Source organism: Luteibacter sp. TLI7-4A (assembly GCF_056754745.1).
This window is the reverse complement of sequence record NZ_JBPGWO010000001.1, coordinates 3,853,501-3,867,314: the sequence shown is the minus strand read 5'-3', so window position 1 is coordinate 3,867,314 and position 13,814 is coordinate 3,853,501. Positions and strand designations below refer to the sequence as shown.

13 protein-coding genes, 2 pseudogenes and 1 riboswitch are annotated in these 13,814 nt (G+C 68.0%); of the genes and pseudogenes, 2 read left to right on the top strand and 13 right to left on the bottom strand.

Annotated elements, in window-relative coordinates:
• The first annotated feature begins 54 nt into the window (after positions 1–54).
• Positions 55–963: a Grx4 family monothiol glutaredoxin gene (grxD, locus tag ACR9Y6_RS16895; protein WP_481282336.1), complete on the top strand. Its 909-nt coding sequence runs from the start codon at positions 55–57 to the stop codon at positions 961–963.
• 151 nt (positions 964–1,114) lie between these two features.
• On the opposite strand, the gene ACR9Y6_RS16890 is transcribed toward grxD, so the two are convergent.
• From ACR9Y6_RS16890 to ACR9Y6_RS16830, 13 genes and pseudogenes are all read right to left on the bottom strand, one after another.
• Positions 1,115–1,837: an adenosylcobinamide-GDP ribazoletransferase gene (locus ACR9Y6_RS16890; RefSeq protein ID WP_481282335.1), complete on the bottom strand. Its 723-nt coding sequence runs from the start codon at positions 1,835–1,837 to the stop codon at positions 1,115–1,117.
• Entirely contained in the window at positions 1,834–2,373 is a 540-nt protein-coding gene (locus ACR9Y6_RS16885; protein ID WP_481282334.1) for a histidine phosphatase family protein, read from the bottom strand. The genes ACR9Y6_RS16890 and ACR9Y6_RS16885 overlap by 4 nt, the downstream gene beginning before the upstream one ends.
• Positions 2,370–3,413, bottom strand: coding sequence for a nicotinate-nucleotide--dimethylbenzimidazole phosphoribosyltransferase (gene cobT / locus ACR9Y6_RS16880; protein ID WP_481282333.1), 1,044 nt, complete (start codon positions 3,411–3,413; stop codon positions 2,370–2,372). The genes ACR9Y6_RS16885 and cobT overlap by 4 nt, the downstream gene beginning before the upstream one ends.
• On the bottom strand, positions 3,410–3,931 hold the full coding sequence (cobU, locus tag ACR9Y6_RS16875; protein WP_481282332.1) for a bifunctional adenosylcobinamide kinase/adenosylcobinamide-phosphate guanylyltransferase: 522 nt from the start codon (positions 3,929–3,931) through the stop codon (positions 3,410–3,412). Before cobU ends, cobT begins: the two co-directional genes overlap by 4 nt.
• Positions 3,925–5,391, bottom strand: coding sequence for a cobyric acid synthase (locus tag ACR9Y6_RS16870; RefSeq protein ID WP_481282331.1), 1,467 nt, complete (start codon positions 5,389–5,391; stop codon positions 3,925–3,927). Before ACR9Y6_RS16870 ends, cobU begins: the two co-directional genes overlap by 7 nt.
• Positions 5,388–5,912: an aminotransferase class I/II-fold pyridoxal phosphate-dependent enzyme gene (locus tag ACR9Y6_RS16865; protein WP_481282750.1), complete on the bottom strand. Its 525-nt coding sequence runs from the start codon at positions 5,910–5,912 to the stop codon at positions 5,388–5,390. Before ACR9Y6_RS16865 ends, ACR9Y6_RS16870 begins: the two co-directional genes overlap by 4 nt.
• Before the next feature lie 222 nt (positions 5,913–6,134).
• Positions 6,135–6,596 (bottom strand): annotated as a pseudogene (locus tag ACR9Y6_RS16860) (aminotransferase class I/II-fold pyridoxal phosphate-dependent enzyme); the annotation flags it as partial.
• Positions 6,589–7,497, bottom strand: coding sequence for an adenosylcobinamide-phosphate synthase CbiB (gene cbiB, locus ACR9Y6_RS16855; protein WP_481282330.1), 909 nt, complete (start codon positions 7,495–7,497; stop codon positions 6,589–6,591). The gene cbiB and the pseudogene ACR9Y6_RS16860, both read right to left, overlap by 8 nt.
• On the bottom strand, positions 7,494–8,783 hold the full coding sequence (locus tag ACR9Y6_RS16850; protein WP_481282329.1) for a cobyrinic acid a,c-diamide synthase CobB: 1,290 nt from the start codon (positions 8,781–8,783) through the stop codon (positions 7,494–7,496). Before ACR9Y6_RS16850 ends, cbiB begins: the two co-directional genes overlap by 4 nt.
• The gene (cobO, locus tag ACR9Y6_RS16845; protein ID WP_481282749.1) at positions 8,780–9,382 is read right to left on the bottom strand and encodes a cob(I)yrinic acid a,c-diamide adenosyltransferase; all 603 of its coding nucleotides are present in this window, start codon (positions 9,380–9,382) and stop codon (positions 8,780–8,782) included. Before cobO ends, ACR9Y6_RS16850 begins: the two co-directional genes overlap by 4 nt.
• A 23-nt stretch (positions 9,383–9,405) precedes the next feature.
• Positions 9,406–9,987, bottom strand: coding sequence for a hypothetical protein (locus tag ACR9Y6_RS16840; protein ID WP_481282328.1), 582 nt, complete (start codon positions 9,985–9,987; stop codon positions 9,406–9,408).
• A gap of 25 nt (positions 9,988–10,012) precedes the next feature.
• Positions 10,013–11,887 carry a TonB-dependent vitamin B12 receptor gene (btuB, locus tag ACR9Y6_RS16835; RefSeq protein ID WP_481282327.1) on the bottom strand — a complete coding sequence of 625 codons (1,875 nt, stop codon included), beginning with the start codon at positions 11,885–11,887 and terminating at the stop codon, positions 10,013–10,015.
• 120 nt (positions 11,888–12,007) lie between these two features.
• A riboswitch (cobalamin riboswitch) is annotated at positions 12,008–12,240 on the bottom strand.
• Positions 12,240–13,340, bottom strand: a pseudogene (locus ACR9Y6_RS16830) (acyltransferase family protein); the annotation flags it as partial. (Overlaps the previous riboswitch by 1 nt.)
• A 188-nt stretch (positions 13,341–13,528) precedes the next feature.
• Between ACR9Y6_RS16830 and ACR9Y6_RS16825 the strand changes: the two are divergent.
• On the top strand, positions 13,529–13,810 hold the full coding sequence (locus ACR9Y6_RS16825; protein ID WP_481282326.1) for a hypothetical protein: 282 nt from the start codon (positions 13,529–13,531) through the stop codon (positions 13,808–13,810).
• Positions 13,811–13,814: the final 4 nt, after the last annotated feature.

Here is a 13,814-nt window from a genome sequence, read left to right as displayed (position 1 = left end):
CCATGTGCGGTGGATGCCGGTAAAATGGCTCCCTTCCCTTTCCGCGGTGACCCCATGGCCCTCGATACCCCCACCCGCGAGCGCATCGAAACCCTTCTCGGCCAGCACGACGTCGTGCTGTTCATGAAGGGCTCGCGCCAGCAGCCGATGTGCGGTTTCTCCGCGGCGGCGATCAACACCCTCAACGACGTGATTCCCGCCTACCACACGGTCGACGTGCTGCAGGATCCGGAGATCCGCGAAGGCATCAAGGAATACGGCCAGTGGCCCACCATTCCCCAGCTCTACGTGAAGGGCGAACTGGTTGGCGGCTCGGACATCATCCGCCAGCTCTACACCAGCGGCGAGCTCTACACGATGTTCGGCGTCGACGCGCCGGACCGCACGCCGCCGGAAATCACCATCACCGAGAAGGCCGCCGAGGCGATCCGCGGTGGCATGGCCAACGCCCAGGGCATGGCCCTGCACCTGGAGATCGGCCCTGACCACAGCGCCGGCTTCCAGCTGGCGCCGGCCGGCGACCACGACATCGTCGTCGTCGCCAACGGCATCGAAGTGCATTTCGATCCGGGCAGCGCCGCGCGCGCGAAGGGCATCGTGATCGACTGGGTGTCGACGGTGCAGGGCGAAGGCCTGAGCCTGAAGTTCCCCGGCGCGGTCGAGATCGGCTCGATGAGCGTGCAGGAACTCAAGGGCAAGCTCGACGCGGGCGATGTGGTCCTCATCGACGTCCGCCCGGCCCAGAGCCGCGCGATGGTCGCCCCGATCGACGGCGCACGCATCCTGGAAGACGAGGGCTACGAAGGCCTCGGCCAGTTGCCGAAGGACACGCCGATCGCCTTCATCTGCAACGTCGGCATGTCCAGCCGCGCCGCCGCCGAGCGTTTCGCCGCCCACGGCTTCACCCGCATCTTCAACGTCGAAGGCGGGATGGAAGCGTGGATGCGTGAAGTAGGCGGCTGAGCGCGGGGGGTTCCGTTAGGGACCCGTCATGTCGTTGGGTGGGAGCCGACCTTGTCGGCGATGGGTGCCTGCCTTGACCTGGCCCGCTGCCGCGGGATCGCCGACAAGGTCGGCTCCCACCAAATTGTGGCTACCTGGAAAGTATCGACGCTCAGCCGTGGATCGCCACGAGTGCGACCAGCGTCGTCGCTTCGACCATTTCCACCAGCGCGCCGGCCGTATCGCCGGTGAAACCGCCGAGGCGGTGGACGCAGGCGCGCCGCCATAGCCAGCCGACGATGGTGGCGGCACCGAGTGCCAGCAATCCGGCGTATCCGAAACACGCCGCCCAACCCACGGCAGTCAGCAGCGCCACGCGGCAACCGACGGCCGGTGCGCCGCGCAATGGTTCGCCAAGGCCCTGCCAGCGCACATAGCGTGTCGTGAGGAACCACGCGACGATCGCCGTGCGCCCGAGCAACGGTGGCAACACAAGCCACCATGTGCCACCCAGCGTCGCCAGCGCCGAGAACTTCAACAGCAACACGAGCACCAGCGAGATCACGCCGGCCGGACCGCTGCGCGGGTCCTTCATGATCGCCAGCGTACGCTCGCGATCGCCCATGCCGCCGATCCACGCGTCGGCGCTGTCGGCGAGGCCGTCCAGGTGCAAGGCGCCGGTCAACCCCACCCAGACGACGAGGACGATCGCCGCGGCCGGTAGCACGGGGAATGCATGCAGCAGGTGCGCGGTAGCCACCAACAAGCTGCCGATCGCCAGTCCCACCAGTGGATACCATTTCAGCGACGCCGCCTGCGCAACGGTACCGAAGTTCACCCGTGGCACGGGCAGGCGCGTAAGGAACGCGAAGGCTACCGCCAATCCGCGCATCACCGGCTCCAGTGCAGGGCGTGCAGCGACGCATGTGGCACGTCGATACCCGCCATGTCGCCGAAGCCACGACCTTCCGCGATGCAACGCAACAGGCGGATCGCGCCACCATGGGTGACGACGAGGACGCGCGCATCGCCCGCCTCCGCCGCGACATCGTCCAGCGCCGCGGACAAGCGCGCGTGGAAAGCGTCGAAGGGTTCCGCCCCCGGCGGCGGACACATGACCGGATCGGCCCAGAAACGCTCCAACGCGTGGCTATCCGTCGCCGCGATCGTCTCGATCGGCACGCCCTGCCAGTCGCCGAAATGGTATTCGGCCAGGCGTGCGTCGACGCGCAGAGGCAATCCGCGCCGTCGCGCGAACTCCGCCGCGAACGCGGCGCAACGCGTCATCGACGATGACACCACGCGATCCCACCCGCGACCTTCGACGGCCTCGCGCAACTGCCGCCAGCCGAGCTCGCTGAGCGGATCGTCCAGTTGCCCGCGATAGCTGCGCTGGCCCGTATCTCCATGGCGAAGCAGGTCGATGCTCATGCTTCGGACACGCCCGCCTCGGCGAAGGTCGCCATGGACGCATGCAGTGCGCAGGCCATGCGAAGCAGCGGCACGGCGATGGCCGCGCCGCTCGCTTCGCCCAGGCGCAACCGCAGGTCGAGCAACGGCTCGGCCTCCAGGGCCGCGAGCACGCGTGCATGACCCAGCTCCTGCGAACGGTGCGAGAAGATCAGCCACGGCTTCGCATCCGGACGCAATGCGACCGCGGCGAGTGCCGCGACGCTGGTGATGAAGCCATCGACGAGCACCGGCAAGCCGCGCTGTGCCGCGGCGACGAAGGCGCCGGCCAATGCCGCGATCTCGAAACCGCCCAGGCGGCGCAGACGTTCGCGTGCGGTGGTCGCATCGGCGTGCAGGGCCAGGGCGCGCGCGATCACATGCCGCTTTCGCACGATGCCTTCGGCGTCCAGCCCGGTCCCCGCGCCCGTAAGCACCTCCGGCTCCGCACCGAGCAAGGCGCAGGCCAACGCGCTGGCGACCGTGGTGTTGCCGATGCCCATGTCGCCACCGATGTAGACGTCCGTACCCGCGTCGATGGCATCGGCCACGCTCGCCGCACCCGCCATCAACGCGGCATCCAGCTGGGTATCCGTCATCGCCGGCCCTTCGCAGAAGTTGGCGCTCGCGGGGGCGATCACGCGACGCCGCACGCCCGGGACCTCGCCGGGATCGTTCACCGTGCCCAGGTTCACCACCTCGAGCGTGGCGCCGATTTCGCGCGCCAGCACGGCGATCGCCGCGCCGCCGCCGGCGAAATTGCGCAGCATCTCTCCCGTGACCGCCTGCGGAAACGCGGATACGCCTTCGGCCGCGACGCCATGATCGGCGGCGAACACGGCGATCCGGACGCGTGATGCGGAGGGTCGTTCACGCCCTTGCAGGCCGGCCAGTTGCACGGCGAGCGCCTCTAGCCGGCCCAGCGAGCCCGGCGGTTTGGTGAGGGTGTCCTGGCGTGCGGCCGCGGCGCGGGCGGCGGCGTGGTCCGGAACGCGGCCCGGTGCCGCGAGCCAGTCGATCATGGTGGTGTTCCTTTGAGGGTCAGGGGTAGTCCCGCAGCGACGAAGACGACGCGATCGCACCGTTGCGCCAGGGCCTGGTGGAGGCGTCCCGCTTCGTCGACGAAGCGGCGCGTGAGTTCGCCCAACGGCGTGACGCCGAGGCCGACTTCGTTACTGACGAAGACGACGTCTCCCGGCAATTCGCGGAGACCGTCGAGCAAGGCGTCGCGCTGTGACATGAAGTGCGCACCCTCGTCGATGCCGAGCAGGTTCGAAAGCCAGAGGGTGAGACAATCCACCAGCAGGAAGCGGTCCGCCCGCGCGTGCTGGCGAAGCGTGGCTGCCAAGGCCAGCGGTTCCTCGACCGACACCCATCCGGCGGGCCGCCGCGCACGATGATGCGCGATGCGATCCGCCATCTCCCTATCGAGCGCCTGCGCCGTCGCGATGTAGACGACGTCGCGGCCGCTGTCGATGGCGAGGCGTTCCGCCAGTGCACTCTTGCCCGAGCGCGCGCCGCCGAGGACGAGCGTCAGCATGCGGGCCATCCGAAGATCCGTTCCAGCATGGCGACATCCATATGCGAGTCAACCGTATTGGCCAGGCGTTCCAGTGTCGCTTCACGCCGTGCCTGGATGTCGAACGGCGTGGCGGCCTGCAATCCGGCATCGTGGAGCCATGCGGCCAACGCCTCGGGGTGATCGAAAACGCCATGCAGATAGGTACCGATCACTCGCCCGTCGTCCGAACGCGCCCCATCGCCACGGCCATCATCCAGCCACACCGCCGGCGTGGCCATGGCCGGCCCCTCGCTCACGCCGCAGTGGATTTCATAACCGCTGACTGCGGCATGGTTACCCGCGAGCCGACCACGCACGTTGCGCAACTGCTTGGTCGGCGCCAGGGTCGTTTCCAGGTCGAGCAAGCCCAGGCCTTCGCTGGAACCTTCCTGGCCCTCGATGCCATCGGGATCGTGCACGGCCCGGCCGAGCATCTGCATGCCGCCGCAGATACCGATCACCCGTCCGCCATAGCGAACGTGTCGGAGGATCGCCTTGTCCCAACCCTGTGCACGCAACCAGGCGAGATCGGCACGCGTGGATTTCGAGCCGGGCAGGACGATCAGGTCGCAGGGTGGAAGCGCGTCGCCAGGACCGGCGAAGATGCAGTCCACGTCGGGATGCAAGCGCAGCGCATCGAGATCGGTATGGTTGCTGATTCGCGGCAACGCGGGTACCACGACGCGCAAGGCGGACCGCGGACGTTCGCCGCGATCCCGCGGCAACGCATCCTCGGCTTCCAGAACCAGGCCATGCAGGTAGGGCAGCACGCCGAGCACCGGCTTTCCCGTTTCGCGCTCCAACCAGTCCAATCCAGGCTGAAGCAAGGCGATGTCGCCACGGAACCGGTTGATGACGAAACCCACGATGCGTGCGCGCTCGCTTCCGGAGAGCAAGGCCAACGTGCCGACAAGGTGCGCGAACACGCCGCCGCGGTCGATATCGGCGACCAGCACGACGGGACAATCCACGGCTTCGGCGTAACCCATGTTCGCGATGTCGCGGTCGCGCAGGTTGATCTCGGCCGGACTGCCCGCACCCTCGACCACCAATGCCTCGTACCGCTCCACCAGGCGCGCGTGCGACGCGAGCACGGCCTCCATCGCCACGCGCTTGTAGGCGTGGTAGCCGACGGCATCCATGTTGCCGATGGGATGTCCGTGCACGATCACCTGGGCGCCGGTATCGCTGTTCGGTTTCAATAGCACCGGATTGAAATCGGTATGCGGAGGCACGCCCGCCGCCTGTGCCTGCACGGCCTGTGCGCGGCCTATTTCCCCGCCATCCACGGTCACGGCGGAATTGAGCGCCATGTTCTGGGGCTTGAACGGCGCGACGGCGACACCGCGGCGATGCAGCCAACGGCACAGGGCGGCGACGACGGTGCTCTTGCCCGCGTCGGACGTGCAGCCCTGCACCATGAGTACGCGCGCGCTCATCGCATGACCTCCGCGAGGACACGATCCAGTCGCGCGAAAGCCGCGTCATCCATGGGCAGGCCAAAACGCAAGGCCCGCGGGGCGTCGAAATGGCGGACCAGGACCGCGTGTCGCGCCAGCGACCGGTGCAGCTCCACCGCGTCGGATCGTTCGCAGTACTGGAAGAATTCGCAGCCACCGGACGGACGCAGGCCATGCTTCATAAGCATCGTCCGCAATCGTGCGGACGCCTCGTGCAACCACGCCCGCGCGGAGACCTGCCATGCGCGGTCCATCAGCGCCTGTGTCACGGCATGCCGGCTCGGGCCCGTCAGCGTCCACGGTCCGAGCACTTCCGCCAATGCATCGAGCAAGCCCGGCCATGCCGCGACGAAACCCGCGCGTGCACCGGCTATCCCGAAGAATTTACCGACCGAGCGAAGGACGATGATGCCCTCGCGTACATGCGGCAGCAGGCTGTCGTCCGGCCGCGTGTCGATGAAAGCCTCGTCCACCACGAGCCAAGGATCGTTACCTGCCATGGGAGCTGCTGCGGAACCTGCTACAGGATCTGCTATAGAGCCTGCTACAGGGTCTGCTACAGGACCTGCTACAGGGCCTGCTTTTGTGGGAGCCGCTTCAGCGGCGATAGGTGCTTGACTCGAACTGGCCCGCTGCCGCGGGATCGCCGCTGAAGCGGCTCCCACAATTGCAGGCACCACAACAGCGGGTCCCACAGCAGTGGCTCCCTCAGCAGAGATCTTGGACAACCTGTTGTGCAAGGCCAGCAAGGTGTCGCGGTCCAGGCAGGCACCGGTGGGGTTGTTCGGGCGGATCACGATGACGACGTCGAATTCCGTGGCACGCGCGAGCAGCTCCGGAAGCGGCAGTGCCACGACATCGTGACCCGCTTGCCGCCACGCATGCGCGTGCTCCGCATAGCCGGGCGCGATCACGCCTACGCGCGAACGTGCGCGTAATCGCGGCAACGCCGCGATGGCGGCTTGCGATCCCGCGACCGGCAACAGGTGCCGGGTACCGTAATAAGCACGCGCGGCGTCCAGGAGCCCATCGTCGTCCTCGGGAAGACGCTGCCACGCGTCGGCCGGGACCGGAGGCACCGGCCACCCGCGGGGACTCACCCCCGTCGACAGATCGAGCCACACCTCGCGTGGGATACCGAACTCGCGAGCGGCACGCGCAAGACGTCCACCGTGTTCAAGCATGCGCCGCCACTCCCACCAAGAGCACGACAACCAGCCAGGCGACGACCGTGCGATCGACCAGTCGCAACGCGCGGACTATCGAGGACGCATCGGGCAGCTCACCGTCGCCAAGCACGGGCCGGTCTTCCCATCGGCCGTGATAAGGAGCCGGGCCACCCAGGCGCACGCGCAACGCACCCGCACCGGAGGCCATCACCGGGCCCGCGTTGGGGCTGTCCCAAGACGGGGCTTGCGCGCGCCAGCAACGGAGGGCCGTGACGGCATCGCCCATGGCGGCATAGCCGAGCGCGGTAAGCCGGGCCGGCACGTAACCGAGCGCGTCGTCGGCTCGCGCCGCGGCCCAGCCAAAGCGTTCGTAACGGGCGGTCCGGTAGCCCCACATCGCATCCAGCGTATTGGCCAGGCGGAACAGCAAGGCCCCGGGCGCACCGAACACGATGAACCAGAACAGCGCACCGAACACGGCATCGTGGCCGTTCTCCAGCACCGATTCCGTACCGGCCGCGGCGACATGCGTGGCATCCAATACATCTGTGTCGCGGCTCACCATACGGCCCACGGCGGCACGCGCCCGTGGCAGGTCGCCGTCGCGCAAGGCGGCAGCCACCGGCCGGGCGTGTTCACCGAGGCTTTGTCGCCCCAGGGCGAAGTACAGCACGAGTACATCGACGACGAAGACCACCCATGGTGGTGAAGCGGCGTGCAACCCGCAAAGCAACGCCACGGGCGGGAGCACGACGACCGTCCACGCGACGACACCCGCCAGCCGACGGTCGGCATGGAGCCGGCGCTCCACCGCGCTGGCCAGCGCGCCGAAGCCGACCAGTGGATGGAAACGGCGTGGCTCGCCGAACACCGCATCCAGCGTCAAGGCCAGCAGCATCGCCAGCAGGGTCGTCATCGAAGGAAGAGCCGGCACGCCGCGTCGGGATTCGACGGAAAATAGAAGTGCACGAAGCTCGCCGTCATGCGTCCGCGACGATAGACCTTCTCCGCCGTGGGACCGCCATGAGGGTTGCTCGCCACGGCCAGCGGCGTCGCCTCCATCGTCGCCTGCGCATAATGGAACGAGTGGCCGCGCAGGCTTCCCTCCGGCAAGTCGACGGCCTGCATGCCCAGCGCCGCCAGCCGCGGCTGGATCGCGGCGTGGCCATGCAACAAGCCCACCATCGCGCCTTCATGGCCATCGCGATCGGCGAGGCGGTCCAGCGCGTAGAGCAGTCCACCGCATTCGGCGAGCAGCGGACGGCCTGCCTCGACGTGCGCATGCAGGTCGCGGCGCAGGTCGTCGCGTGCGGCGAGCGCGTCGATATGCAGTTCGGGATAACCACCGGGCAGCCAGGCCGCGTCGCAATCGGGCAACGGATCGCCCGCCACGGGCGAGAAGAACGACAGATCCGCGCCCGCGTCGCGGAGTGCGTCGAGGTTGGCGGGATAGAGAAAGGCGAATGCCGCATCGCGTGCGATGGCGATGCGTACGCCGTCCAGGCGTACCGAAGAGACGATCGACGGCGGCGCATCGAAGGCGACGGGAGGCGGCAGATCGATCGGCCCCTGTGCAAGCAACGCATCCGCCAGCGCATCCAGCCGCGCATCGAGATCTGCCAGCTCCGCCGCCGCGACGAGGCCCAGGTGCCGCTCCGGCAAGGCCATGGCCGCGTCGCGCGGCAATGCGCCGTACCACGCCATGCCCGGGGGCAGGCTGTCGCGCAACAATCCGGCGTGGTACGCGCCGCCCACGCGATTGGCGAGCACGCCTTGCACGTGCAGGCCGGGGCGGTAGTTCGCCAGCCCATGTGCCAGCGCACCGAAGGTCTGTGCCATGGCACCGCCGTCGATCACCGCCATCACCGGCAAGCCGAAAGCCATGGCCAGGTCCGCACTCGACGGCGCACCGTCGAACAAGCCCATCACGCCTTCGACCAGGATCAGGTCGGCGTCGCCCGCGGCGGCATGAAGCCGTGCGCGAACGTCGTCGTCCCCACCCATCCAGGGATCGAGCTGATACACCGGTGCCCCGCTCGCACGCTCCAGGATCATCGGATCGAGGAAATCCGGCCCCGTCTTGAACACGCGCACGCGGCATCCCTGCCGCGCGTGGGCACGGGCGAGCGCGGCGGTGACGCTGGTCTTGCCCTGCCCCGACGCAGGCGCCGAAACCAGCAACGCGGGACAGGCACGGGTCACAGCTCGACGCCCTTCTGCGCGCGGATACCTGCCTGGTAGGCATGCTTGACCACGCGCATCTCCGTGACGGTGTCGGCGGCGGCGACGAGTTCATCGGGCGCGCCACGGCCGGTGATGACGACATGCTGGCGTTCGGGCCGCAGGCGCAGTGCCTCCAGCACGCGGTCGAGCGGGACGTAGCGCTTCACCAGGGCGATGTTGAGTTCGTCGAGCAACACGAAGTCGTAGCCGGGATCGCGAAGCATGCTCTCCGCCACCTCCCACGCCGCCGTCGCCGCGGCGACATCGCGCGCCTTGTCCTGGGTTTCCCAGGTGTAGCCCTCGCCCATCACGTGGTAGTCCAGCGGGCCGTCCTCGAACATGCGGAAAAACGCCTCCTCGCCGGTGGAGAAACTGCCCTTGATGAACTGCACGACGCCACAGCGGAAGCCGTGGCCGAGCGACCGCGCCAGCATACCGAAGCCCGACGAACTCTTGCCCTTGCCGTTGCCGGTGTTCACCACCAGCACGCCGCGGTCGATGGTCGCCTTGGCGATACGCCGGTCGATCAACTCCTTCTTGCGGCGCATCCGGTCCCGATGGCGCGCATCCTCGTCCATGTCCTGCCAGGGCACCGCGTCGTTCATGCGCTGGCCGTCTTGCCGTCGCCTGCGCGCGGCGCGAAGCGGAACACCAGGGCCTGGACCAGCTGGGCCGCGAGCACGTAGCCGGCGGCGGCACGAACGAACAACGGCGCCCATTGGGCGAAGCGCTGCACGTACTGGGCCATGTTCGGCTCGGTGTAACGGCCACCCAGCCAGTAGAACGCGCCGTTCGAGATCGCATAGGAGACCGTGGCGCCGACGACGATGCCCGCGAAGACGAGGGCGTGCGAGGCAAGCGATCCGTCGAAGCGCGGCGCCAGGAGCCGCCCCGCGTACCACAGCACCGCGTAAGCCAGCGGCAGGAACGAATAGGCCACGGTGATGCAGAAGTCGCTCACTCCCGCATAACTCACCGAATACCAGTCGATCAGCACCGAAAGCGCCACGAAGCCGAGAAAGGCCAGGTGCTTGCGCAAGTACAGACCACCCAGGAAGAACAGCGCCATCGACGCGTCGGGCAGGTGCAAGGCGTCACCGAAATGGGAGAAGCGCGTGCCGATCATGAGCAAGGCGAACAACGCGGCGACGGCGGCGAACAAGGGGCGCGAAAGCGATTTCATCGGAAGAACCTCGATGTATGCACGGTTATGAACGGGGCTGGTAGCGCAGCGTCAGCATCCAGTTGCGGCCCGGCTGGTTGAAGTAGCGGGCCGTCTCGTAGTGGCGGTCGAAGACGTTGTTGGCTGAAAGCTCGACCTTCCATGCCGCGTCGAAGGCGTATGCCATGCGCAGGTCGGTCAACGCGTAGCCGCCGAGGCGATGGGCATTGGCGGTATCGTCGTAGCGATAACCGGAGGCGAACACGCTCGCGCCGGCACTGAACGCGCCGAAGCTGCGGTCGACGTCGACATGCGCGGTACGGCGCGCGCGGCGCGGCAACAGGTTGCCGTGGGAGGCATCGTCGCTATCGTCTTCCGGCTGCAGCCATGTCGCGTTGCCGGCGATGCGCCAATCGCCAAGCGTGGTGTCCGCCGCCAGTTCGACACCGCGAATGCGCGAACGATCGATGTTGTTCGCCCCACCGAAGGGGAACAGCGGCCCGCTCAGGCCCGAGTCGAATACGATCAGGTGATCGATCTTGTTCTGGAAGGCGTTGATCGACCAGTTGCCCCAGCCAGGCGTGCCACGCACACCCAGTTCCCAGTTCCGCGAGGTCTCGGGGCCGAGGTCGGGGTTGCCGTAGTCGGGGTAATAGAGATCGTTGAACGTCGGTGCCTTGAACGCGGTGCCGTAGCTGCCCGTGACGCGCAGGGTCTTCGTCAGCGCGTAACCGTACTGCAGGCTGCCGGTGGTCTTTCCGCCGAACTGGCTGTTCTCGTCGCGGCGCAGGCTGGCCTGTACCGAACTGGCCCCGAACTCCTGCTGCCACTGCGCGAACAACGCGTGGTTGCGCCGCGCGTCCACCAGGTAGTCGGTATTGCCGACGACGCGGTCGCGTTGCCAGTCGAAGCCGAGCGTGGTGAGGCCGGTGCCACCGCCCACGCGGCCAAGGTCGGCCTGCACGGACGCGACGTCGCGATGCGTGTTGAAGGTATCGGCGTAGACGCCGTTCTCGTAATCGGTGGACAGGTCTTCGCTACGGCCCAGGCTGGCGGTGAACAACATGTCCTGCGATGGCTTGTAACGCAGGCGGCCACCGACGACCTGGGTGGCCGATTCGGCGAAGTTGCTGCTGGTGCCGTCGTAGTGGTTGCGTCCTTCCGTGCGCGTGGCGTTGGCGTCCGCATCCCATTGCTCGTCGAATCGCCAGCCGCCCTTCAACGACAGCGCATTGTTACGGTAGCCATCCTTGTCCGGCTCATAGGTGAAGCAGCCGCCACCGCCCGGGCTGGGTTTGCCCCGGCAGGCGTTGATGCCATCGGTCTGGTCGTGGCTCGCCTCCACCGCGTACCAGCCCTGGGCACCACGGCCGGCGAAGCCCGCCGAACCGCGCAGCGTGTCGTAGCTGCCCACGCCCACGGAGAAATGGGGGACGAAGCCACCCTCGGGATGGCGGGTGAATATCTGGATGACGCCGCCGAGGGCGTCGGAGCCATACAGGCTCGAATACGGGCCGCGCACGATCTCGATGCGCTCGATCTGGTCGACCGGGATGTCCTGAAACGCCGCGGTGCCGGAGGTGGCCGAGCCGATCTTCACGCCGTCCACCAGGACGAGCACGTGGTCGGCCTCGGTGCCGCGCAGGAACACCGAGGTGGCCTTGCCCGGGCCGCCGTTGTTGGCGATCGAGACGCCCGGCGTACCGCGCAGCAGGTCGGCCAGCGACCGCGGTTGCAGCCGCTCGATCTCGGCCCGGTCGATCACGGTGGAAGCGGCGAGCACCTGGTTGAGGGCCTGGTCGGTGCGGCTGGCGGTGACGACGACCTGGTCGAGGTCGGTGGACGCATCGGCGAACGCCGCGGCCGGCGTGAGGAAAGCCACCGCGATGGCGACCGCGAGGCTGGAGGAACGAAATGACACGGGGTGACTCCCTGCTCACCGCGCCTACCCGCGCGGCATGAATGGCGAGGGACAGGAAGCGGGATGGCGGGATCGCCGGCGGCGGAAGGCTGTCGGCCACCCACGACATGGCCCTCCGCCTGTCCGGTGTACCTCGAGGCCGGTCTCCGGGCTCGCGAGCGCAGGGAATCCCTGCGGGGACGGCGCCTTCCCATGCCTTGGCACAGTGGCTCGATGCCGACCTTTTGCTCGCCTACCGTTGCGGGGGCAGCTCCGGAATGGCGGCGACCCCTTGGCAGGCCGCGCACGTCACCGGATTCCCGTTTCAATCCCCGGCGCTGACGCCGTGGATCACCTTGGGCGCCGACAGTGTAGCCGAACGCGCGGCGCGCTTGTCCCGCCAACGCAGGAAGGGCCGCTCGACCGCGTAGTGCAGGACGGCGCCTCCGGCCAGGGTCGCGGCCGCATAGATGGCGAAACGCAGGAATCGATGGTCGGCCAGTTGGCCGTCCAGGGCGGACTGCACGAGGTGGAAGACACCCTTGTGGCTGAGGTAGAGACTGTAGGAGGCGCGCGCCAGCCAATCCGCACCCGGGATATCCAGCCGCGCCAGCCAGGTGTCGCCACTGGCGGCGGTCACGAAGGCGGCCATCGCCAGCGCGATCAGCGGATAGCCGGCGACGCAGGGCCAGAACCCGGTGCGCGCGCCATCGAACAGCACGAGCGCGGACGCGAGCAGGAGTGCGCCAAGGATGAGCACCGCGTTCACCCGCGTCCGCAACCACGCCATGGCCCACGGCCGATACACGCCGCACACGGCGAGAGCGACACCGGCCAGCAGGCCATCGAGGCGGGCCCATGTGGGGTAGTACAGGTAGCGCAGATAGACGGTTCCCACGTTATCGCCCGCCGCCTGGGCCGGGGCGAACCAGTGCGTCCACGACCAGCTGCGCACGAGCATGCCGCCGACGACCACGGCGGCGCACGCGACGGCGAACTTCCACGCCGCTGGCTTGCGCGTCAGGGCGAAGGCGAGGATGGGAAACACGAGGTAGAAGTGCTCTTCCACGCAAAGCGACCATACGTGGGAGAAGGCGTAGTTCTCGCCGTTGTCGAACATCAGGTTGAAGGTGAAGGTGGGGAACTGCCATAGCGGCTGCATTCCCGATGTCTCCCTCCATGCGGGCCACCACGCGTACAGCGCCAGCACCATGAAGAACGCGGGCAGGATGCGTACGGCACGGCGCCGGTAGAAGTCGGCGAAGTCGAGCCGGCCCGTGGTGGCCAGGGATTTCAGCACCTGTGAGCCGATGAGGTAGCCGCTGAGCACGAAGAACAGGTCGACGCCCATCCAGCCGGACCGTTCCAGTTTCGAGAAGCCCTCTCCGAGGCCGCCGACGAGATAGCTATGGAAAAGCATCACCCAGGCGATGGCGATGGCGCGGAGCGAATCGAGGCCTGGCGTTCGGTGCATGGATTTCCCCTCGTGGCCGGGGCATGGTGAAGCCGCCAGCGGCCGGACCGGGGGCCCCTTCATGGCATTCCCGGGGCAAATGCTTGTGGCCCCCGCCGGGGCGCCCGACGGGCCGCGCCCCACCGCGCTATGATCGCCACGCGCACGGGCACCGGGGAGGTGGTCCGGCGTCTCATCAAGGGGCGAACATGTCTGACGTTATCGATTTCCTGGAACGCATGGGTGGCAATGCTACGTTGCGCGCTGCTGGCACGGCTGAACTGGCCCGCGAGCTGGACGAGGCCGCCGTCGATGGCGCGCTGGCCGCCGCGATTCTCGCCGGTGACGAGAAAGCGCTGCGCGACCGCGTCGCGCCGGGCACCTTCAACAGCATCCAGCTCGGCGACACGCCACAGAGCGAGGAAGAGTCCGAAACGCCGGCGAAGGACACACCCGAAACACCCGACGTCCCCGATCCCTCGGACGCCTGAGCGC

Excerpts from the sequence above, each read along its gene's own strand:
- cobO (WP_481282749.1), bottom strand. The coding sequence starts at position 9,382 with ATGGACGAGGATGCGCGCCATCGGGACCGGATGCGCCGCAAGAAGGAG.
- ACR9Y6_RS16865 (WP_481282750.1), bottom strand. The coding sequence starts at position 5,912 with ATGGCAGGTAACGATCCTTGGCTCGTGGTGGACGAGGCTTTCATCGAC.
- cobU (WP_481282332.1), bottom strand. The coding sequence starts at position 3,931 with ATGCTGACGCTCGTCCTCGGCGGCGCGCGCTCGGGCAAGAGTGCACTG.
- ACR9Y6_RS16885 (WP_481282334.1), bottom strand. The coding sequence starts at position 2,373 with ATGAGCATCGACCTGCTTCGCCATGGAGATACGGGCCAGCGCAGCTAT.
- ACR9Y6_RS16870 (WP_481282331.1), bottom strand. The coding sequence starts at position 5,391 with ATGAGCGCGCGCGTACTCATGGTGCAGGGCTGCACGTCCGACGCGGGC.
- ACR9Y6_RS16840 (WP_481282328.1), bottom strand. The coding sequence starts at position 9,987 with ATGAAATCGCTTTCGCGCCCCTTGTTCGCCGCCGTCGCCGCGTTGTTC.
- cobT (WP_481282333.1), bottom strand. The coding sequence starts at position 3,413 with ATGATCGACTGGCTCGCGGCACCGGGCCGCGTTCCGGACCACGCCGCC.
- grxD (WP_481282336.1), top strand. The coding sequence starts at position 55 with ATGGCCCTCGATACCCCCACCCGCGAGCGCATCGAAACCCTTCTCGGC.
- cbiB (WP_481282330.1), bottom strand. The coding sequence starts at position 7,497 with ATGACGACCCTGCTGGCGATGCTGCTGGCCTTGACGCTGGATGCGGTG.
- ACR9Y6_RS16825 (WP_481282326.1), top strand. The coding sequence starts at position 13,529 with ATGTCTGACGTTATCGATTTCCTGGAACGCATGGGTGGCAATGCTACG.